18 protein-coding genes are annotated in these 21,493 nt (G+C 68.8%); 15 read left to right on the plus strand and 3 right to left on the minus strand.

All coding sequences use genetic code 11. From position 1 onward, the window contains the following. A partial coding sequence (locus SALMUC_RS11215; RefSeq protein ID WP_020041600.1) for a UDP binding domain-containing protein occupies positions 1-476 on the plus strand: 476 nt, incomplete at its 5' end. 29 nt (positions 477-505) lie between these two features. Here the strand turns inward: SALMUC_RS11215 and SALMUC_RS11220 are convergent. Next, entirely contained in the window at positions 506-1,006 is a 501-nt protein-coding gene (locus SALMUC_RS11220) for an SH3 domain-containing protein (protein WP_021120248.1), read from the minus strand. 106 nt (positions 1,007-1,112) lie between these two features. Between SALMUC_RS11220 and SALMUC_RS11225 the strand changes: the two genes are divergently transcribed. Genes SALMUC_RS11225 through SALMUC_RS28220 form a run of 9 tightly spaced genes read left to right on the plus strand, consistent with a single transcriptional unit; the run spans position 1,113 to position 10,151 of the window. Continuing rightward, a complete protein-coding gene (locus tag SALMUC_RS11225; protein ID WP_021120249.1) occupies positions 1,113-2,099 on the plus strand; it encodes a 2-hydroxyacid dehydrogenase in 987 nt (328 codons plus the stop codon). Positions 2,100-2,159: 60 nt separating this feature from the next. After that, positions 2,160-2,723 (plus strand): dTDP-4-dehydrorhamnose 3,5-epimerase, encoded by a 564-nt coding sequence (gene rfbC, locus SALMUC_RS11230; RefSeq protein WP_020041597.1) that lies wholly within the window; start codon positions 2,160-2,162, stop codon positions 2,721-2,723. A 5-nt stretch (positions 2,724-2,728) separates the two neighbouring features. Then, a complete protein-coding gene (gene rfbB / locus SALMUC_RS11235) occupies positions 2,729-3,772 on the plus strand; it encodes a dTDP-glucose 4,6-dehydratase (RefSeq protein WP_020041596.1) in 1,044 nt (347 codons plus the stop codon). Then, the gene (gene rfbD / locus SALMUC_RS11240) at positions 3,769-4,623 is read left to right on the plus strand and encodes a dTDP-4-dehydrorhamnose reductase (RefSeq protein WP_020041595.1); all 855 of its coding nucleotides are present in this window, start codon (positions 3,769-3,771) and stop codon (positions 4,621-4,623) included. Before rfbB ends, rfbD begins: the two co-directional genes overlap by 4 nt. Next, the gene (gene rfbA / locus SALMUC_RS11245; RefSeq protein WP_020041594.1) at positions 4,620-5,489 is read left to right on the plus strand and encodes a glucose-1-phosphate thymidylyltransferase RfbA; all 870 of its coding nucleotides are present in this window, start codon (positions 4,620-4,622) and stop codon (positions 5,487-5,489) included. Before rfbD ends, rfbA begins: the two co-directional genes overlap by 4 nt. 42 nt (positions 5,490-5,531) lie before the next feature. Next, a complete protein-coding gene (locus SALMUC_RS11250) occupies positions 5,532-6,407 on the plus strand; it encodes a hypothetical protein (protein ID WP_020041593.1) in 876 nt (291 codons plus the stop codon). Then, entirely contained in the window at positions 6,404-7,477 is a 1,074-nt protein-coding gene (locus SALMUC_RS11255; protein ID WP_020041592.1) for a GSCFA domain-containing protein, read from the plus strand. Before SALMUC_RS11250 ends, SALMUC_RS11255 begins: the two co-directional genes overlap by 4 nt. Continuing rightward, positions 7,474-8,250, plus strand: coding sequence for a sulfotransferase domain-containing protein (locus SALMUC_RS11260; protein WP_020041591.1), 777 nt, complete (start codon positions 7,474-7,476; stop codon positions 8,248-8,250). Before SALMUC_RS11255 ends, SALMUC_RS11260 begins: the two co-directional genes overlap by 4 nt. A 17-nt stretch (positions 8,251-8,267) precedes the next feature. Then, positions 8,268-10,151: a rhamnan synthesis F family protein gene (locus tag SALMUC_RS28220; protein ID WP_156883475.1), complete on the plus strand. Its 1,884-nt coding sequence runs from the start codon at positions 8,268-8,270 to the stop codon at positions 10,149-10,151. 6 nt (positions 10,152-10,157) lie between these two features. Here SALMUC_RS28220 and SALMUC_RS11270 read toward each other — a convergent pair whose 3' ends face one another. Both SALMUC_RS11270 and SALMUC_RS11275 read right to left on the minus strand, forming a co-directional pair. Beyond that, positions 10,158-11,090: a glycosyltransferase gene (locus SALMUC_RS11270; RefSeq protein ID WP_020042870.1), complete on the minus strand. Its 933-nt coding sequence runs from the start codon at positions 11,088-11,090 to the stop codon at positions 10,158-10,160. 144 nt (positions 11,091-11,234) lie between these two features. Continuing rightward, positions 11,235-12,353: an NAD-dependent epimerase/dehydratase family protein gene (locus SALMUC_RS11275; protein WP_020042869.1), complete on the minus strand. Its 1,119-nt coding sequence runs from the start codon at positions 12,351-12,353 to the stop codon at positions 11,235-11,237. A 227-nt stretch (positions 12,354-12,580) separates the two neighbouring features. On the opposite strand from SALMUC_RS11275, the gene SALMUC_RS11280 reads away from it, so the two are divergent. The 5 genes from SALMUC_RS11280 (at position 12,581) to SALMUC_RS11300 (ending at position 21,447) form a co-directional block, all read left to right on the plus strand. Then, positions 12,581-14,803 (plus strand): calcium-binding protein, encoded by a 2,223-nt coding sequence (locus SALMUC_RS11280; protein ID WP_020042868.1) that lies wholly within the window; start codon positions 12,581-12,583, stop codon positions 14,801-14,803. 100 nt (positions 14,804-14,903) lie between these two features. Then, the gene (locus tag SALMUC_RS31525; protein ID WP_020042867.1) at positions 14,904-16,679 is read left to right on the plus strand and encodes a M10 family metallopeptidase; all 1,776 of its coding nucleotides are present in this window, start codon (positions 14,904-14,906) and stop codon (positions 16,677-16,679) included. Between the two features lie 276 nt (positions 16,680-16,955). Continuing rightward, positions 16,956-18,614: a M10 family metallopeptidase C-terminal domain-containing protein gene (locus SALMUC_RS31530; protein ID WP_020042866.1), complete on the plus strand. Its 1,659-nt coding sequence runs from the start codon at positions 16,956-16,958 to the stop codon at positions 18,612-18,614. Positions 18,615-18,776: 162 nt separating this feature from the next. Then, positions 18,777-19,352 carry a hypothetical protein gene (locus SALMUC_RS30435; RefSeq protein WP_021120252.1) on the plus strand — a complete coding sequence of 192 codons (576 nt, stop codon included), beginning with the start codon at positions 18,777-18,779 and terminating at the stop codon, positions 19,350-19,352. A 13-nt stretch (positions 19,353-19,365) separates the two neighbouring features. Continuing rightward, the gene (locus SALMUC_RS11300) at positions 19,366-21,447 is read left to right on the plus strand and encodes a calcium-binding protein (RefSeq protein WP_021120253.1); all 2,082 of its coding nucleotides are present in this window, start codon (positions 19,366-19,368) and stop codon (positions 21,445-21,447) included. The last annotated feature ends 46 nt before the right edge of the window (positions 21,448-21,493 follow it).

The raw sequence follows: 21,493 nt of genomic DNA on the forward strand, positions 1-21,493 counted from the left end.
TCATCGAGACGGTCATCAAGATCAACGAGGACACCAAGCGGCGCATGGTCGACAAGCTGCTCGATCTCTGCGGCGGCTCGTTCAACGGCAAGACCGTCGCGGTGCTGGGCGTGACCTTCAAGCCCAACACCGACGACATGCGCGACGCGCCGGCGCTGACCATCGTGCCGGCGCTGGTGGGCGGCGGCGCGCGGGTGCGCACGGTCGACCCGCAGGGCCGGCGCGAGGGCGAGGCGCTGCTGCCGGGCGTGAGCTGGATGGACGACCCCTACGAGGCCGCCGAGGGCGCGGACCTGCTGGTGGTGCTGACCGAGTGGAACGAGTTCCGGGCGCTGGACCTTTCTGCGCTGTCCGAGCGCATGTCGGTGCCGCGCATGGCGGACCTGCGCAACGTCTACGCCCCCGAGGACGCGCGCCGCGCCGGCTTCGAGGCCTACGACAGCATCGGCCGCGTCGGCTACGGCAGCGAGACCTGAGCGACCCGGGGGGCGCCGCGAGGCGCCCCTCAGTTGCGCAGTTCTTCGGGGTCCACGCCCCAGAGTGCCGTCTTCGGCGCCCAGCCGTCGTAGCCTCCGGCCGAGATCTCGCACCAGTCGGCCTCGCAGTCGCCCAGCTCGGCAATGACCCCCAGCGCAAGTCGCGCGGTCACCGGCATGTCCGCGTTCGGGCGCGTGTGCAGGTCGAGCATGTCCTCTTCCACCAGCACGGTGCGCACGCCGGAGAGCAGCGAGTAGTGCACCCAGCCGCCCGCGCCGTCGCGGTCGCGCACCCTGCGCCAGTGTCCGTGTTCGGCGGTGATCTCGAGCGGCAGGTCGCGGCGGACGTAGACCCAGTCGATCCGGTGGGTGAGCGAGGGGCCGCGCCGGACGTTGCCCTCGCTGGCCTTCATCGACACGAACCGCGGCAGCGGCAGGTTGGTGACAGGGCCGCGGCTCTCGGCGGCCGTGGCACCCTTCACCGTCAGAAGACCCGCCGCGAGGGCCGCCAACAGGAGTGTCCTGAGCATCTTTTTCCGTCCTGCCCGAATTTTCCGGCGGGGTTCTTGTGCCCCGTCCGCTCATGGGACACTGTGCCAACGCGAGGAGCCTGAGGAAAGGGAGGGATGGCGCGCCATGCCGAATAATCGCCTGAGTGTTGTCGTGACGCGACGCCTGCCCGAAGCGGTCGAGACCCGCCTCAAGGAGCTCTTCGACGTGACGCTGCGCGACGACGACACGCCCATGACCCGGGACGAGCTCGCCGGGGCCATGGCCGAGGCCGATGTGCTGGTGCCGACCATCACCGACACGATCGACGCCGGGCTGATCGGCCAGGCCGGCGAGCGGCTCAAGCTCATCGCGAACTACGGCGCGGGCTTCGATCACATCGACGTCGAGACCGCCCGCGCGCGCGGCATCATGGTGTCGAACACCCCCGGCGTGATGACCGACGACACCGCGGACATGGTCATGGGCCTGATGCTGGCCGTCATGCGCCGGATGCAGGAGGGGCTCACCGTCATGCAGGGCGGCGAATGGCAGGGCTGGGCGCCCACGGCCTTCCTCGGCACCCGGATCGGCGGAAAGCGGCTCGGCATCCTCGGCATGGGCCGGATCGGCCAGGCGGTCGCGCGCCGGGCGCGGGCCTTCGGGATGCAGATCCACTATCACAACCGCCGCCGCCTGCGTCCCGAGACCGAGGAGGCGCTGGAAGCGAGCTACTGGGAAAGTCTCGACCAGATGGTCGCGCGGATGGACGTCATCAGCGTGAACTGCCCGCACACGCCCTCGACCTTTCACCTGCTCAACGCGCGCCGGCTGCGGCTGATGAAGCCCTCGGCGGTGATCGTGAACACCTCGCGGGGCGAGGTCATCGACGAGAACGCGCTGACGCGGATGATCAAGGCCGGTGACCTCGCCGGCGCGGGGCTCGACGTCTACCAGCACGGCTTCCGCGGCAACCCCGAGCTCGTGAACATGCCCAACGTGGTGATGCTGCCGCACATGGGCTCTGCCACGATGGAAGGTCGAGTCGAGATGGGCGAGAAGGTGCTGATCAATGTGAAGACATTTGCCGACGGACACCGCCCGCCGGACCAGGTCGTGCCGGCCATGCTCTAGCGCCTGTCGGCGACGCTTGCTAAGCAGGCGCCGACAGGTATTTGGACAAGGTGTGAATTGTTGCAGGTAGAAGATACGAAACTCGAGGGCGTCAGGATCCTGACGCCGCGCCGCTTCGGAGACTCGCGCGGCTTCTTCTCGGAAAGCTGGAACCGCAAGGCGATGGAGGCCGCGGGCCTGCACTTCGACTTCGTGCAGGACAACCATTCGCTCAGCGCGAAGGTGGGCACCGTGCGCGGCCTGCATTTCCAGGCGCCGCCGCATGCCCAGGCCAAGCTGGTGCGCTGCGGGCGGGGGCGGCTCTTCGACGTGGCCGTCGACATCCGCAAGGGCAGCCCGACCTACGGCCAGTGGGTGGGCGAGGAGCTGTCCTTCGAGAACGGGCGCCAGCTGCTGATCCCCGCGGGCTTCCTGCACGGTTTCGTCACGCGCGAGCCCGACACCGAGATCATCTACAAGTGCTCGGATTTCTACGCGCCCGAATGCGACGGTGCGGTGCGCTTCGACAGCCCCGAGATCGGCATCGACTGGGGCCTCGACGGCGTCGAGCCGCTGCTGTCGGACAAGGACGCCGCGGCCCCGGTGCTGAGCGACTTCGACAGCCCGTTCGTCTACGAGGGGTGACCGCCATGAAGATTCTCGTCACAGGCGGTGCCGGTTTCATCGGCTCGGCCGTCGTGCGGCTCGCCGTGGCGCGCGGCCACGAGGTGGTGAACCTCGACGCGCTGACCTATGCCGCCTGCCTCGACAACCTCGCCGAGGTCGCGGACAGCCCGCTCTACGCCTTCGAACATGCCGACATCCGCGACCGCGCGGCGCTCGACCGCATCTTCGCGGCGCATGCGCCCGACACGGTGATGCACCTCGCCGCCGAGAGCCACGTCGACCGTTCGATCGACGGGCCGGGCGATTTCATCGAGACGAACATCACCGGCACCTACAACATGCTGGAGGCCGCCCGCGCTTACTGGGTGCAGGCCGGCAAACCCGAGGGCTTCCGTTTCCACCACATCTCGACCGACGAGGTCTTCGGCACCCTCGGCGCCACGGGGCAGTTCACCGAAGAGACGCCCTATGCGCCGAACAGCCCCTATTCCGCCTCGAAGGCCTCCTCGGACCACCTCGTGCGCGCCTGGCACGAGACCTATGGCCTGCCGGTCGTGATGACCAACTGCTCGAACAACTACGGGCCCTACCACTTCCCCGAAAAGCTGATCCCGGTGGTGATCCTGAACGCGCTGGCGGGCAAGCCGATCCCGATCTACGGCGACGGCTCGAACGTGCGCGACTGGCTCTACGTCGAGGATCACGCCGACGCGCTGCTGACGGTGCTGGAAAAGGGTCCGCTCGGCCGGTCCTACAACATCGGCGGCGAGAACGAGCGCAGCAACCTCGAGCTGGTGCAGACGATCTGCGCAATTCTCGACGAGGCGCATCCGCGGAACGAAGGGTCCTACGCCGATCTCATCACCTTCGTCACCGACCGACCGGGGCATGACGCCCGCTATGCCATCGACCCGACGCGCATCCGCGAGGAACTGGGCTGGCGGCCCTCTGTCACGGTGGAAGAGGGGCTCGAGAAGACCGTCCGCTGGTATCTCGACAACAAGCCCTGGTGGCAGGCGTTGCAGGCCCGCAAGGGCGTGGGCGAGCGGCTGGGGGTGACGGCATGATCCTCGTGTTCGGCAAGACGGGACAGGTCGCACAGGAGCTGCGCCGCCGCGCCCCGGACGCGCTGTGCCTCGGCCGGGACGAGGCCGACCTGACCGACCCGCAGGCCTGCGTGCAGGCGATCCGCACGCACAGGCCCGACGCGGTCATCAACGCCGCCGCCTACACCGCCGTGGACCAGGCCGAGAGCGACGAGGACACCGCGCTGGCGGTCAACGGCGTGGCGCCCGGTGCCATGGCGGGCGCCTGCGCGGACATGGGCGTGCCCTTAGTGCATGTCTCGACCGACTACGTCTTCGACGGCGCGGGCGAGACGCCCTTTGCCACCGACGCACCGACCGGCCCGCTGGGCGTCTACGGCCGCACCAAGCTGGCGGGCGAAGAGGCGGTGCGCAACGCGGGCGGCGTGCACGCGATCCTGCGCACCTCGTGGGTTGTGTCGGCGCATGGCAAGAACTTCGTCAAGACGATGCTGCGGCTGGGGGCCGAGCGCGACCGGCTGACCATCGTCGCGGACCAGATCGGCGGACCGACCCCCGCCGGCGACATCGCCGAGCTCTGTCTCGCCGCCGCCGCGCAGCTGCGCGACGACCCGGCGAAGAGCGGCACCTACCACATCTCGGGCGGCCCCGACACGAGCTGGGCGGACTTCGCGCGCGAGATCTTCGCGCAGGCCGGGCTGACCTGCGAGGTCGCCGACATTCCGACCGCCGACTATCCCACGCCGGCACAGCGCCCGCTGAACTCGCGGCTCGACAACAGCGCGACGAAGGCCGCCTTCGGCCTCGACCGGCCCGACTGGCGCACCGGGCTGCGCGATATCCTGAACGATCTCGGAGCACTCAAGCCATGACGCAACGCAAGGGCATCATCCTCGCCGGCGGCTCGGGCACGCGGCTTTATCCCATCACCATGGGCGTTTCCAAGCAGCTCCTGCCGATCTACGACAAGCCGATGATCTACTACCCCGTCAGCGTGCTGATGCTGGGCGGCATGCGCGAGATCGCGGTCATCACCACCCCCGAGGATCGCCACCAGTTCGAGCGGCTCCTGGGCGACGGCTCGCAGTGGGGGCTGGAGTTCACCTACATCGAGCAACCCTCGCCCGACGGGCTGGCGCAGGCCTTCATCCTCGCGGAGGAGTTCCTGAACGGCGCACCCTCGACCCTCGTGCTGGGCGACAACATCTTCTTCGGCCACGGTCTGCCCGAACTGCTGCGCGCCGCCGACTCGCGCCAGTCCGGCGCCACGGTCTTCGGCTACCAGGTGGCCGACCCGGAACGCTACGGCGTGGTGGACTACGACGCATCGGGCACGGTGAAGGCCATCGTCGAAAAGCCCGAGGTGCCGCCCTCGAACCAGGCGGTGACCGGGCTCTATTTCCTCGACGGTACGGCGCCGGAACGCGCCAAACAGGTCCAACCCTCGGAACGCGGCGAGCTCGAGATCACCACGCTGCTCGAAAGCTACCTCGCCGACGGCACGCTGCACGTGCAGCGCATGGGGCGCGGCTATGCCTGGCTGGATACCGGCACCCACGGCAGCCTGCTGGATGCCGGCAATTTCGTGCGCACGCTCGAGAATCGTCAGGGCCTGCAGACTGGCTGCCCCGAGGAAATCGCCTACCTGCAGGGGTGGATCACCGACGACCAGCTTGCCGCGCAGGCGGAACGCTACAAGAAGAACAAGTACGGCGCCTATCTGAGGGGCCTGCTCTAGCCCGGGCCCGGCGCCCGGCGCACGACCTGAAGGACCTCCGCGATGTCGGGCAAGACCCTCCTGGCCTTTGGCCATTCCCACCTTTCGGCGCTCTCCCGCGCCCACAAGACCTACGTCGAGGAGGATCCGGAGGGCGCCCCGCCGGTCGAGCTTCACTGGCTGGGCGAGAAGCAGCTTCAGCCGAACTTCGAGCTGGTCGGCCTCGGCAAGGTCAAGGCCGCCCGCCAGGCGGGCGAGGAAGCCCACGCGCGCCTGATGTCGCGTCTGCGCACGCCCGGCGCGCGCGACATCGCCAAGGGCGACAAGGTGCGCGTGCTGTCGGAGAAGCTCGAGACGCACCTGCGCGAACTTCTGGCCGAGCGCGATCCGGCGGGCATCGTGCTGGCCTGCATGGGCAACGAGTACAACACGCTGGGCATGCTGCGGCACCCCGAGCCCTTCGACTTCGATCTGCCCGGCAGCGATCTGCCGCTGGAAGAGGGTGTCACGCAAATCCCCTACGCCCTGATGAAGGCGCAGGTGCGCGCGACCGCCGAGCGCAACGCGCTGCTGTTCTGGCGCTTCTTCAACGATGTCGCGGGCGACGTGCCGATCTACATGCTGCCGCCGCCCCCGCCCATCGCCAGCGAGGCGCACATCCGCGATTTCCCCGGGGCCTTCGCCGACCGGGTGGCGGACTACGGCATTTCGCCCGTCACGCTGCGGCGCAAGATGTGGCTGCTCTACTGCGAGGTCCTGGACGAGGCCGTCGCGGGCACGAACACGACGCTCGTCGCACTGCCTCCGGCGGTCTTCACCGACGGCTGCCTGTCGCGGCAGTTCTGGCAGAGCGACCCGACGCACGGGAACGTCGACTATGGCATGGTCATCCTCGACCACGTCTGCTCGATGGCGCTGGACGAGGAGGCCGAGGCATGAGCCGCGAGACGCCCTATTCCGACCTGCCGGACCACTGCTTCTGGTCGCGCAGCCACCGCGGCAAACCCGCCTCCGAGGTGGACCCCGTCGTCAAGGGCGGCTTCACCCTGACGCCCGAGATGAAGATCGCCACCGCCGGAAGCTGCTTTGCCCAGCACATCGCGCGGCATCTCAAGGCGCAGGGCTACAACTACCTCGTGACCGAGCGGGCGCATCCCATCATCGCGCCGGAGATCGCCGCGCGCTTCGGCTACGGCACCTTCACGGCGCGCTTTGGCAACATCTACACCGTGCGCCAGCTCCTGCAGCTGGCCCGGCGCGCCTATGGCGCCTTCCGTCCGGCCGAGGATGCCTGGGAGACCGAGGGCGGGCTCATCGACCCTTTCCGCCCCAACATCCAGCCCGAGCCCTTCGCCGGGCGCGAGGACTATGACGCCGCCCGCGAGACGCATTTCGCTGCCGTGCGCGAGATGATCGAGAGTGCCGATGTCTTCGTCTTCACCTTCGGCCTGACCGAGGCCTGGACCTCGGCCGAGGACGGCGCGGTCTTTCCGCTGGCCCCCGGCGTCGCCGGCGGCACCTTCGATGCGGAGCGGCACGTCTTCCACAACTTCACCGTGGACGAGATCACCGCCGATTTCACAGCCTTCGTCGAGCTGATGCGCGCGCGGAATCCCGAGGTGAAGATCCTCATGACCGTCTCGCCGGTGCCGCTGATCGCCACCGCGCGCGAGGACCAGAGCGTGATCGCCGCCACCGCCTATTCCAAGGCGGTGCTGCGGGTTGCGACCGAGCAGCTGTCGCAGAGCCTGCCCGACTGCCACTACTTCCCGTCCTACGAGGTGATCACCGGCAACCACGCGCGCGGCGCCTATTTCGGGCCTGACCTGCGCGAGGTGGAACGGGCTGGCGTCGACCACGTGATGCGGCTATTCATGCGCCACTATACCGAAGGCGAGGCTCCCGCCGCGCCGAAGGATGGCAAGGACGAGAGCAGCTTCCAGGATCGCGTCGAAAAGGCGCTCGACCTGATCTGCGACGAGGAAATGATAGAAAAAGCGGTTCGATGAACGACCAGGAATTGCCGAAACAGGTTGTCGGCCTCTACTCCTTCCCCAAAAGCGGAAACACCTGGCTGCGGGCGATCATCGCCGGGGCCACGGGCATGCCGATGGGCGCCGGGGTCATGCAGAAATACGTGACCGACACGCACTACGGCCGCGTGATGGAGAACCCCTGGGCCTTCAACGGAACCGACTGGTATTTCTACAAGTCGCACCGCAAGACCCTCCTCGAGGACGACGAGGGCGAGCCGCTGACCACCAACAAGGTGGTCTACATCTACCGCCACCCGCTCGACGTCTTCGTCTCCTACCTCAACTTCGTCTCCGGCAACGTCTCGCCCAACGCGGGCAAGCAGCTGCCCTTCGCCTTCGACCGGGTCGAGGACCTGACGCCCGAGCAGATGGAGACGCTCTTCGGCATCTTCCTGCAGCACGCGACGCTGGTGCCGCGGAACAAGGCCTTCGGCGGCGTCTTCGAGCATGTCGCCAACTTCCGCAACCTGCGCGAGGCGGGCAAGCCGGTGCACATCCTGCGCTACGAGGACCTCTTCGAGGACTTCGACGGCTCGGTCGCCGAAATCTGCGGCTTCCTCGGCCTCGGCGAGGTCGATCTCGCCGCCGTCTACCGCGCGGCCGACAAGCGCACCAAGCAGAACGGCAAGTTCTTTTGGAAGCGCCAGCGCGAGAATTTCCGCAACTACCTGAGCGATGAGCAGGTCAGCCGCTTCGTCGACCGGTGGGGCAAGGAAATGGCCGCGCTCGGCTACGAGACCGCGTGAGCCCGGAGACCGAGGGCATGAGCACCGACAGCCTCGCCGTCTATGTCATCGGCCAGGGGCTGAACGAGGACATGGCGATCCGGCTGGCGGCGACGCGGCTGGCGCGGACCCACGCGCGGGTCGAGGTGATCGCCGAGCCGGACCACCGCGAGCGGTTCGACAAGCTGCTGGGCGCCCTGCCCGGGCTCGAGGTCACCGCCTTCGAGGGCACGGTGCACACCCCGCTCGCGGGCTGGAAGGAGGCGCTGGAACGGCTCTTCGCGGCCGGGCACGCGGGCGAGGTCCTGCTGACCGGCAGCCATGTCTTCGGCCCCACCGGGCCCGCCGACCCCTCGGCCCCGGGCGGCTACGGGCGGCCGGACGGCGCCGCCCTGCTGGCCCCCTACTGGCACGACTGCGGCAAGGATCACCGCCTCTCGGCCGCCGAGGCCCCGGACCGCGTGCCCATGCTCGACTTCACGGTGATCTCGCCCGGGCTCATGGCGGACGCGGCCTTCCGCGCCTTCTGGCGCGACCTCGCGCCGCGCGCCGACGCCTGGCGCGACATGCTCGACGGGCCGGTGGCGCTGGGGCGCCTGCTCGAGGACGGCGGGCACGAGGTGGCCTATGCCGTGCCGGACGAGACCGCCGGCTCGGCCGAGCCGCGGCATTTCGAGGTCGACCGCCTGCTGGCCGCCGGGGCGCCCTGCCTGCCGGTCTCGGTGCTGCTGCTGGACCCGCTGCTGCACGACGTCGGCGCCATCGACCTGCGCGCCGCCATCGACCGGCTGCGCGCCGAAGACCCCGACCTCTACGCCGCGGTGATCCGCTTCGCCACGCGCCACGTGAAGGCGCGCGACTTCTGCACCATCGCCGGCCAGTACGAGATCGTGCCCACCACCGACAGCGCCCCGCAGCGCGCCGGCGGCCGGCGCTTCGGGCCCGTCGCGGTCTTCATCCACGCCTTCTACGCCGAGATGATGCCCGAGTTCTGGGAGATCATCGGGCGCCTGCCCGGGGACGCGCATCTCTTCCTGACCACCGCCACCGAGGCGAACGCCGGGGCGATCCGCGCCTTCCTCGATGACAAGGGCTGGCCCGCCGAGGCGCGCGAGGTCCGCGTGGTCGAGGAGAACCGGGGCCGGGACATGTCCTCGCTCTTCATCACCTGGCGCGACGTGGCGCTCTCGGGCCGCTACGAGGTGGCGCTGCGGCTGCACTCCAAGCGCACGCCGCAGGTCTCGCGGCAGGTGGGCGAGAACTTCAAGGACCACCTCTTCGACAACCTCGCCGCCAGCCCGGGCTACGTGAACAACGTGCTCGACCTCTTCGAGGCGCAGCCCGACCTCGGCCTGGTGCTGCCGCCGCTGGTGCACGTGGGCTTCGGCACGCTGGGGCACGCCTGGTACAACAACAAGCGCACGCTCGCCGCGCTCGCCGCCGAGATGTACATCGACGTGCCGCTCGACGATCACACGCCGGTGGCGCCCTACGGCACGATGTACTGGTTCCGGCTGGACGCGCTGCGCAAGATGTTCGACTGGCGCTGGAAGTGGACCGACTACAACGCCGAGCCGCATCACATCGACGGCGGCGTCGCCCACGTGCAGGAGCGGCTGATCGGCTACGCGGTGCACGACCGCGGCTACCGCATCGTGCAGGTGATGCAGCCGCGGCGCGCGGCGCAGGACTATGCCCGGCTGGAATACAAGGCGCAGATGTACGCGGCCCACTGCTCGTCGAACAACGTGGTCGACCAGAAGCTGGAACTGGACACGCGCGGCCTGCCGCTGCGCCGCGCGCTCTACCGCTCGCTGCGCGATGTCTACGGGCGCACGCTGACGCGCTATCCCCGTTCGCGCGAGATCCTGAAGCCGTTCAAGAACGTCGCCGTCTTCCTCCTGCTCCAGCGCCGAGACTAGCGGGGGCTAGATCCGCCCCAGCGCGGCCGCGCCGGTCATCAGCGCGGTCTCGAGCCGCCCCTGCCGGTGCAAGCCCAGCCTCTGCCAGCCGCTGACCACGCCCAGCCCCTTGCGCCTGCGCAGCGCGACGAACTCGGCCAGGATGGCGCGGTTCTCCTCGGTCAGCAGATGCTCGCAGCGTTGCAGGGCGCGCTGGTTGCGGGTGATCCAGTGGTGATACTTGCCCTGCCAGATCGTGCCCAGCCGTGCGTAGCGCGCTTGCAGGCCCCGGTTGCGGCCCAGCTGGTTCTTGTGGTGCTGCCGGTAGAACAGCGTGGGCTGGCTGTCGTAGAGGATCCGCCCGCCCGCGCCACTGACGAGCTGGTAGAACCACCAGTCGTGAAAGGCCGGCAGCGGATCGCAGCCAGCCGCCCGCGCGAGCGCCGCGCCCTCGGTCGAGAGGACCATGGTATTGCCGCCCGCGACCGTCTGGATCAGCGCATTGCGAAAGCAGGGCGGCCGCTGCCAGAGCGGCGAGGTGCCCCAGGGCCTGTCCGGGTCGATGCCCACGTCCGTCCGCGAGCAGTAGAGCGCCGGGACCGCGTCCGCAGCCTGCAGCCGGTCCAGCGCCCGGCCCAGCCGGTGCGGATACCAGATGTCGTCCTGGTCGCAGAAGGCCACCGGCCCCTCGGGCAGCTCGGGATGGCAGAGCGTGCCCAGGAAGTTGCCCGCCACGCCGCGGCCGGGCCCGGACAGCCGCCGCACCTCCTGGGGAACGGCCCGGGCGAAGGCGTCGATGATCTCGGGCGTGGCGTCGGTCGAGGCGTCGTCGGTGACCCAGAGCCGCCAGTCGCGGTGGTTCTGCCGGGCGATGGAGGCCAGTTGCGCGGAGAGATGGGCCGCCCCGTTGTGCGTCCCCAGCAGGATCGTGACCGTGGGAAGCGGCGTGTGCCTGTTCATGCGTCCCCGCCGCAGTGTTTCCCGAAGTCCTGTCCCTTCATCGCGTCGAACTCGTTTTTCCTGTCGCACAACGCCGGCCGCCTCGGGGCGTCCGGACGCGCATCATGAGACCGCCGCGCGACCGGGGCAAGGCCACATCACCGGTCAGGCGCCGACCCGTGCCGTTGCGGCCTCGGCCTCGGTCCCTGCGGTGGTACGCGACCACTCGACCAGCCGGGCAAGTCCCTCGTCCAGCGTCACCTCGGGCGTCCAGCCCAGCCGGTCGCGGGCGCGCGAGATGTCGGCGAGCGCGTGGCGCACATCGCCGGGCCGGAAGGCGCCGGTGACCCGCAGCCGGTCGCGCGAGGCCCCGAAGAGTTCCAGAAGCCGCCCGGCGATGTCGCGGATCGTGGCCGTCTGGCCCGAGCCGATGTCGAGGATTTCGCCCGGCATCTCGGCGGCGCTGCCCATCATGGCAAAGGCGCGCACCACGTCGTCGACCAGCACGAAGTCCCGCGTGATCTCGCCGTCCTCGAAGATCGCCAGCGTCGCGCCCTCCTGGATCTGGCGGCAGAAGATCGACAAAACACCGGTGTAGGGGTTGTTGAGCGACTGCCCCGGCCCGAAGACGTTCTGCAACCTCAGGACGCCGACCGCCACGCCGGTGCCCCAGAAGGCCTGTTGCAGCAGGTATTCCTGCATCAGCTTGGACGAGGCGTAGATCGAGGCCGGTGCGACCGAGCAGTCCGCGTTGGTGGCGACCGGCGTCAGCACGGTGCCGCGCGCATCGCGTACCTCGAAATCGCCCGAGGCCATCGCGTCGTCGTCTCGGGCGCTGGCGGTCACGAGCCGCCCCTCGGCGTCGACATGTGCGCCCTCGCCATAGACCGCGCGGGTGCCCGCCAGCACGATGCGCCGCACCTGCGGGCCGTGGCTGCGCACGGCTTCGATCAGGTGGGCCGTGCCCATGACGTTGACCTCGCTGTAGCGCGCGGGCAGGTCGAAGCTCTGGCCAGTGCCGGTCTCGGCGGCGAGGTGGTAGACGATGTCCGGGGCCGCCTCGCGCAGGGCGTTGTCCACGGCGGCGCGGTCGCGGATGTCGCCCTCGACGATGCGGGCGCCGCAGGCCTCGAGCCGCGCGCGGTTGCCCGGGTTGCCGGCGTGAACCTGCGGCAGGAAGCTGTCGAAAACGGTGACCTCGGCGCCTTGGTCCACCAGCCGCGCAGCCAAGCGCGATCCGATGAAGCCCGCACCTCCGGTGATGAACGCCCGTGGCTGCGTCATGAAATGTCCCCTGTCCTTCCATGTTGCTTGTCAGAAACGCGGCGCGATTGCAAATGTCACAAGGCCGCATCCAGCCGCGCGCATGTCGCATGGATTCGCGCGACTTGTCTGAAAAGCCGAGGCAAACGCCCGGAAATCGCCGCATCCCGCGCCTGCGTCCGCCCGTGGGGCGTGACAGGACCCGTCCTCGGGTGAGGGCCTTCATTGCGGGGGCCGGGATGGCGGAAATGGAGTATCGCGCGTCGCTGCGGCAGGGGCTGCAGGGGTTCGGCGCGAGCATCGGCGACATGGAGGTCGCCGAGATCGACGGAGACACCTTTCTCTTCGCCGCGGCAGGGCACGGGGCGGGCACGAGCGTCTATCGCGTCGATGCCACCGGGGCGGTCACACTGGCCGACCAGGCGGTGCATGCGCAGGGCACGGGCGCCTTCTCGGATGCCTCGATCGCGCTGATGGAGATCGACGGCCGGTCGCGGATCGTGACCGCGCTGCACGGCGAGCCGGGCCTGCAGCGCCTCGCGGTCGGGGGCGACGGTGCCCTGGCGGAGGCCGCGACGCGGGTGCCGATCTCGGGCGGGCGGATCGACGACGCGATCTCGCTCGCGGTGCAGGGCGAGCTGCTCTTCGCGGGGCATCGCGGCGGCGGGCTCTCGGTCAATCGCGTCGATGCCTCGGGCGCGGTCACGCAGCTGCGCAGCCTGGGCTCGGAGCTGGGGCAGGTGACGGCGCTGGCGGTGGTCGAGGTCCAGGGCACGGCCTTCCTGCTGGGCACCGCGGCCACGCGGGATGTCGTGGTCTGCTGGCGCATCGGGGCGAACGGCGCGCTGAGCGAAGCCGCGCGCATCGGACCGGACGATGGTCTGGGCCTCGCGGGGCCGGTCGCGCTGACGGTGACCGAGGCCGGGGGCGCGGCCTATGTCGTGGTGGCGGCCTCGGACTCCGCGTCGCTGAGCGTGCTGTCCGTCGGGGCGAGCGGCAGCCTGCGTGCGGTGGATCACCTTGTCGACGGGCTCGACACCCGTTTCGGCGGGGCCAGCGAATTGACCGCCGTCACGCGCGACGGGAAGGGCTACCTTGTCGCGGCGGGGGCGGATGACGGGATGAGCCTCTTCTCGCTGCTGCCGGACGGAAAGCTGTTGCACCTCGATGCCATCGCGGACGCGACGGACACGCCGCTCGACAATGTCTCGGCGTTGGCGGCGGTATCCACCGGCGCGGGGCTGCGGATCTTCGCGGCCAGCGGGACCGAGGCCGGCATCGGTGCCTTCGACGTGGCGATGGGCGCCGGGCCCGTGACCGGAACCTCGGGAGATGACAGGCTGACGGGAACGGGCGGCCCCGACACGCTTGTCGCCGGAGCGGGGCGCGACCGGCTGACCGGCGGAGCCGGGACGGATGTCTTCGTCTTCGACGGCGCGGGCGGGCGCGACAGCGTCGCCGACTATCGCCCCGGCAGCGACGTGATCGACCTGTCGCTGGTGCCGATGCTCTACTCGATGGACCAGCTCACCGTCCTGCCGGACGAAGATGGCGCCCTGCTGGTCTTCGGCGACCTCGAGATCGCCATCGAAAGCGCCGACGGCAAGCCCCTGGAGTCCAAGGACATCGCGGTGACCTTCGGCCCCTCGCACTATGCCACTGACTGGATTCCGCTGCGCGAGATCACCACCGGCCAGCGCGTGACCGGCACAATGGGAAACGACCGGCTCGAAGGCAGCACCCGCGGTGACGAGCTGCGCGGGCTCGGCGGCAACGACGTGATGTTCGCCGGGGCAGGGGGCGACCGTTTCGATGGCGGGGCCGGTTTCGACACGGTGAATTTCAGCAAGGTGCAGGGCCGCGTGCTGGTCGACCTGCAGACCGACGTGAGCAGCGCGGGCTTTGCGCGCTTCTTCGACTTCGGCCATGCCTCGGGCGATGCCTATACCGCCGTCGAGCGCTTCATCGGCGGCGATTACGCCGACAACCTGCGCGGGGACGCGGGGCGCAACACGCTCAAGGGCGGCGGCGTGTCGGATCGTCTGTACGGCCGGTACGGGGATGACGTACTGGACGGCGGCACGGGGGCGGATGCGCTCTACGGCAACCGCGGCGCCGACGTGATGACCGGCGGTCCTGACGAGGGGCGGCGCGACCGCTTCATCTATTTCCATGCCGAGGAGTCGGGCGTGGGCCGGGGCAACCGTGACGTCATCACCGATTTCACCCCCGGCGAGGACCGGATCGAGATCAGCCGCTTCGACGCCGACACGTTGACCGGGGGCAAGCAGGGCTTCACCTTCATCGGTGCGCGGTCCTTCAGCGGCACCCCGGGCGAATTGCGCGCGGGCGCCGTCAGCTCCGAGGGGATCACGCTGGTACAGGCGGATCTCGACGGTGACGGGACGCCCGATTTCGAGATCGAACTGACCGGGGTGATGCGGCTCACGGCGGGGGATTTCCTGATCTGAGCCGCCGTGGCGCGGCGAGGGTTGGTCGGGGACAGCACCCGGGTTATATGCTGACGCCCGGCGCGGAGATCCCCACCGCCGTGCGCAGCATGAGTGTTACATGGGTCTGAATACCACCACCGGACGCTTCACCTACAGCGGCACCAACCCCTGGATATCGGCGCTTCTCTGGGGCGGAGCCTGGACCGCCACCTCCGGCACGCAGGCCATCGTGGTGGACTACGTCCTGCGCAGCGGGGTCGATCCGCTGGGTTTCAGCGGCGTGAGCTCGGGCGATCCCTGGTCACCCGCCGAACGCGCGGCGGTCGCCTCCGTCATGGAGGCCTGGTCCGCCGTGGCCGACATCGAGATCCGCGAGACCTCGGACCCGGATATCGCCGACATCTGGTACTGGCAGGGCCGGGAATCCGAGGTGCAGGCGCTGGGATGGCACGAGGTGCCCGATGCCTCCACCACGACCGAGCCGGTCTACGGGGTCTTCGCCTACGACGGTCAGGGCTGGACGACGACCGGCCTCATGCCCGGGGGCTACGGTTTCCTGACGCTGCTGCACGAGGTGGGCCACGGTATGGGCCTCGCGCATCCGCACGACACGGGCGGGACCAGCACCGTCTTTCCCGGCGTCTTGGCGCCCTACGACGACTATGGCGACCACGACCTGAACCAGGGCGTGTTCACCATCATGACCTACAACGACGGCTGGATCACCGAGTATCCCGACCATGCCGTCTGGCTCGGCGACGAAGACTGGGGATATCCGGCGACACCCATGGCGCTGGACATCGCGGCGATCCAGGAGATCTACGGGCCGAACACGACGCATGCGGGGAGTGACGACCTCTACGCGTTGCCGCTGGTCAATGCCTCCGGCACCGGCTGGCGCGGCATCTGGGACACCGGCGGCACCGACACGATCAGTGCCGACGGCAGCACCCGGGACACGACGATCGACCTGCGCGCCGCGACGCTCGAGGGCGCCGGCGCGGGTGGCTGGCCCTCCTACGCCGAAGAGGTGGTCGGCGGTTTCACCATCGCCAACGGCGTCGCGATCGAGGTGGCGATGGGCGGCGCCGGAGATGACACGATCACCGGCAACGTGCTGGCGAACACGCTGGAGGGCGCAGGCGGCGCCGACCGGCTGGCCGGGCTCGGCGGGGACGACACGCTCGACGGCGGTGCGGGGGACGACACGCTGCTGGGCGGTGCGGGCAACGACCGGCTCGAGGGCGGGACCGGCGCCGATCACTTCGACGGCGGGCCGGGCCGCGACACCGTGAGCTACGACAGTGCCACGCGGTCCGTGCGTGTGGACCTGCTCAACGACGCCCTGATGTATGGCGATGCCGTGGGCGACACCTTCGTCGATATCGAGGTCTTCCGGACGCGCGGCACCGTCGACCAGCTGCGCGGCGACGATGGCGACAACGAGTTCTACACAGGCGGGCTGTCGGACAGGCTCTACGGTCGCAGGGGCGACGATTCGCTCTTCGGACAGGAGGGCGCGGACGCCTTCTACGGCGGGCTCGGTGCCGACGTGATGACCGGCGGCGCGCAGGAAGGCCGGCGCGACCGCTACATCTATTTCAACATCGCCGAATCCCGGCCCGGCGACGGCCGCCGCGACGTCATCACCGACTTCGTCGCGGGCGAGGACCGGATCGAGATCAGCCGCTTCGACGCCGACACGACGCAGGGGTTCAAGCAGCGCTTCGACTTCATCGGCGACGTCGACTTCACCTCGGCGGGGCAGCTTGGCTACCGCCACGAGGGCGGCGCGACCATCGTGCAGGCGGATGTCGACGGAGACGGGGCGGCCGACTTCGAGGTCGAGCTCTCCGGGGTTCTGGTCCTCACGGCCGACGATTTCCTGATCTGATCATACACGGCAACGCTGCGTAAATCGGCCAGTTGTTGCGCAAAGGTTGCGTTCTCGACAGGGTTCCGCCCGGATTCGACCACGTTTCACTTTTACCACGACGCCGCGTCGGATGGTGTGTCACTACCGGCGGACCGGACGCCGAATTGTCCCTTTGGACAGGTTGGCGGAAAGGTTTGGTCAACCATTCCGGTGCAAGACCGTGGGGTGCTGCAGGCCGCCCCACGGCGGTGAAGACAGGATTCGCGGACGGATGTCCGCCATGAGGAGATATCGATGCCGCGTATGCCGAGCGCCGACGAGCAGTTGATGCTGGAAATGCTGAACCGGGCAAGGGCCGATCCCACCGGGGAATACGTCCACCTGGTCACGAATGCCAATGCCCCCATCCAGAACGCCCTTGATTTCTTCGGAACGGACCTTTCGCTGCTCCAGACGCAGCTGGACGGCTATTCCTCGCAGGCGCCGCTGGCCTGGGACGGGCTGCTCGCGGACTCCGCGCGCACCCATAACCAGCTGATGATCGATTTCGACACCCAGAGCCACAACCTCCCGGACGAGCCCGGTCTCCTCGACCGGATCGCGAACGCGGGATACGGCTCGATTCGGTCTGTCAGCGAGAACCTGTACACCTTCGGCCAGAACATCCTGCACGCGCATGCGGGCTTCTTCATCGACTGGGGCGAAACCCCCACCGGCATCCAGGATCCGGCGGGCCACCGCGAGAACATCATGAACGCGGTCTTCACCGAAGTCGGGATCTCGGTCATCCGTGAAAGCGATGCCGAGACCGACGTGGGCCCCTTCGTCATCACGCAGCATCTCGGCACGACCTGGGAATACGCGCCGCAGCTTCTGGGCGTGGTCATCGACGACGCCGACGGCGATGCCTTCTACGACGTGGGCGAGGGCATGGGCGGCGTGACCGTTACGGCCACTGGCACGGCCGGCACCTTCACCACCACGACCTGGGCCGCGGGTGGCTACCAGATGGAACTGCCCGCCGGGCAGTACACGGTCGTCTTCTCGGGCGGTGGCCTCGACGGCCAGGTGACCGAAACGGTCACGATCCGGGGCGCGAACGTCAAGCTCGACGCCGAGGCGGATGAGGCGACCCCCGGTCCGACGCCGGGAGCCGACACGCTGACCGGCACCGCGGGCAACGACATGATCGAGGGCATGGGCGGCAACGACGTGCTCATGGGCGGCGCCGGCAACGACACGCTGATGGGCGGCAGCGGGAACGACACGCTCCGGCCCGGCTCCGGCAGCGACATGCTCGACGGCGGGTCCGGCAACGACCTCGCGGACTACTCCGCCGCGGCGGGCCGGGTGCTGGTCGACCTGTTGGCCGACGTCTCGGACGCGGGATATGCCCGTTTCTACGATGTGGGTGCAGCGCAGGGCGATCAGTACGAAAATATCAGCAACGTTCTCTCGGGCGACTATTCCGACCAGCTCCGTGGCGACAACGACGACAACCGCCTCGATGGCGGGCTCGGTTGGGACCGGGTCTACGGCCGCCAGGGCGACGACACGCTGATGGGCGAGCTCGGTGGCGACGCGCTCTACGGCAACGCCGGCGCGGACGTGATGTCCGGCGGCGACCAGGCCGGCGTCCGCGACCGTTTCATCTACTTCAACATGTCCGAAACCGGCGTCGGCGCGGGCAACCGGGACATCATCACCGACTTCGTCGCTGGCGAGGACCGGATCGAGATCTCGCGCTTCGACGCCGACACCACGCAGGGGTTCAAGCAGTCGTTCGACTTCATCGGAAGCGACGCCTTCTCCGGCACGGCGGGCGAGCTGCGCTACGGCCAGACCTCGAACGCGACCATCGTCATGGGCGACGTCGACGGCGATGGCGCTGCCGATTTCGAGATCCAGCTGACCGGTGTCATGGACCTCGGCGCGAGCGACTTCCTGATCTGAAAAAGCCCGCTGGCACGGTCAGCTTTTTCTTGCCTCGCACGGCGGAGCCGGTAACCTCCGCCGCGCGAAAGTGTCGGGTCGACCGGGTATCTCCCCCACCTGGAATGTCCTGAAATACTAATCAATTGCCTGATATTACAGGCGTTTCAAGAGGGTCTTCCCATGACAACATACACGCTCCAGGGCTACGGCATCCAGTTTCCCGCAGATGATGGCCCCACCATCTCCGTAGGGTCCGCGACCGTCCAGTTCGTCATGGCCGACAGGACCGACGGCTTCCGGTATTCGATCTCCGACACCGAGGATTTCAGCCTGCCGGAGGTCGATATCGTCCCGACGGGGCCGATTTACAACCTCGTCGTCGACGGGGTCCGCTACACACAGGAAGACTTCGAACCCTTCTCGTTTTCGCTCGGGCAGGCGAACTGGTCGGGCGGCACGACCTACATCCTCAGCATCGACCTGGAGTCCGACCCCGATGACTTCGAGCGGGTCTTCGCGATCGGCGGGGCCGATCTGCCGAACTTCTCCTCCCCGGGGCAGGTGGACAACTTCCTGGATTCGATCACCTACCTCGACGCGGCCGGCGGCGCCTTCGCGCCCGGCACGCTGATCTCCTTCGCCGGCCTGCTCGACGTCGCGGTGACCCAGAACGACTCGATCGTGGGGACCGCGGACAGCGACCTGCTCGAAGGGGGGCGCCGGCAACGACACGATCAATCCGCTGTCGAACGATAGCGAGGACATCATCGTGCCCGGCGGCGGCAACGACCGGGTGATCCTGTCCAACGCAACGCCTTCCAGCTACTACCAGCTGGACTACTCGACGATCGCGACGCCGATCAGCGTCACGGTGAACACGCCCGCCAACACCGCCACCATCACCGGCTCCGGCGCCGGGACAGACACCATCGTCGACATCGCGCGGCCGGTGGGCGATGGCTTTGGCGGTCTCGAGATCATGGGGACCACGGCGGGCGACACCTTCGACGTGACCACCTCGACGGACGACTTCATCGGCGTGAACCCGGGCGCCGGCAACGACGTCATCAACGCCACGCTGGCCGAGTACTCGAACCTGCGCATCACCTACGACTGGGTCGGCCAGTCGGCGGGAGCCTCCACCGGAATCGTCGCGAACCTGAACACCGGCATCGTGTCGCAGGACGGCTACGGCGGCCGCGACACGATCAACGCGACCGGCGAGGGCCGGATCGAGCTGCAGGGCACCGACTACGCCGACCGCATGACCGGCTCGAACGGGGATGACCGCTTCATCACCCGCAACGGCAATGACACCGTGGACGGCCTCGGCGGGCGCGACCTCGTCCGCTACGACCGGCGGCAGGTCGACCAGGTCAACGTGAACCTCACCGAGGGCGAGGCCGTCGGCAGCTGGGATGGCGTGACCTTCGTCGACACGCTCGCGAGCATCGAGGACGCGCGCGGTTCGCGCGACGGCAACGACATTCTGATCGGCTCGCTGGCCGACAACCGGCTCGAAGGGCGCGGCGGCAACGACACGCTCGAAGGCCGCGGCGGCGAGGACCAGCTTCTCGGCGGCATCGGCAACGACCTCTATGTCGTCGATGGCAGCGAGGCCGAGGGCGTGGTCCGCATCTTCGACGACGGCGGCGTCAACATCCTGCGTCTGCTCGACGGGCCGGGCCCGGATGCCGAGGACTTCTACATCAACGACGCGGGCGACCTGATCCGCACGTCCTACCATGGCCACGTGACCGAGATCTACGGCGGGACCGACTCGGTGCAATACGTGCAGTGGTCGAACGCCGACCAGTCGACCGTGGCGCCGCGCCAGCTGATCATCACCGACATGGGCGACGCGGTGAACAGCGCCTATGCCTTTGTCGGCACGCGGCAGAACGACTCGGTCGTCGCGGCCGATGTCTCGGGCTCGGTCGAGGCCGAGATCTATGTCAGCGCAGGCGATGACAGCGTCACGGCGAGCGACAACCACACCGCCTACACCTTCCTCGGCACCGGCAACGACAGCTTCACCGGCGGTACGGCCGCTGACTGGGTCCGCGGCCAGGAGGGCAACGACCTCATGGATGCCGGCGCCGGCAACGACACCCTCTGGGGCGAGGACGGCAACGACACGCTGCTCGGGGGCGCGGGGAACGACCTGCTGTATGCGCATGGTTCGGGCGCCGATGTCATCGACGGCGGGGCGGGCGTGGACTGGCTGGACTACAACATGGCCGACGGCCGGGTGCTGGTCGATTTGCAGCAGGACGTCAGCGGCCAGGCCTATGCCCGCTTCTTCACGCAGGGCGCCGCCTCGGGTGACACCTTCGCGGGGATCGAGAACGTCATGGGCGGCGCCTTCGCCGACAACCTGCGCGGCGACGCGGGGACGAACGTGCTCGAGGGCGGCGGCGTCTCCGACCGGCTCTACGGCCGGGCGGGCGACGACGTGCTCATGGGCGGCACCGGGGCCGACGCGCTTTACGGAAACCTCGGGGCGGACACCATGACCGGCGGCGACGACGAAGGCCGTCGCGACCGCTACATCTACTTCCAGACCGAGGAGTCGGGCACCGGCGCCGGCAACCGCGACATCATCACCGATTTCGTCGCGGGCGAAGACCGGATCGAGCTGTCGCGCTTCGACGCGGACACGACCCAGGGCTTCAAGCAGGCCTTCGACTTCATCGGCGACGATGCCTTCAGCGCGGCGGGGCAGCTTGGCTACCGGCACGAGGGCGGCAATACCATCGTGCAGGCGGACTTCGACGGGGACGGCGCGGCCGACTTCGAGATCGAGCTGACCGGCGTGATGGACCTCACCGAGGCCGACTTCCTGATCTGACAAAGCCAAAGGGGCCGCGCAATGCGCGGCCCCTTCGATTCTGCAT

It is taken from the genome of Salipiger mucosus DSM 16094 (assembly GCF_000442255.1).
In the GTDB taxonomy this organism is placed as follows: Bacteria; Pseudomonadota; Alphaproteobacteria; order Rhodobacterales; family Rhodobacteraceae; genus Salipiger; species Salipiger mucosus.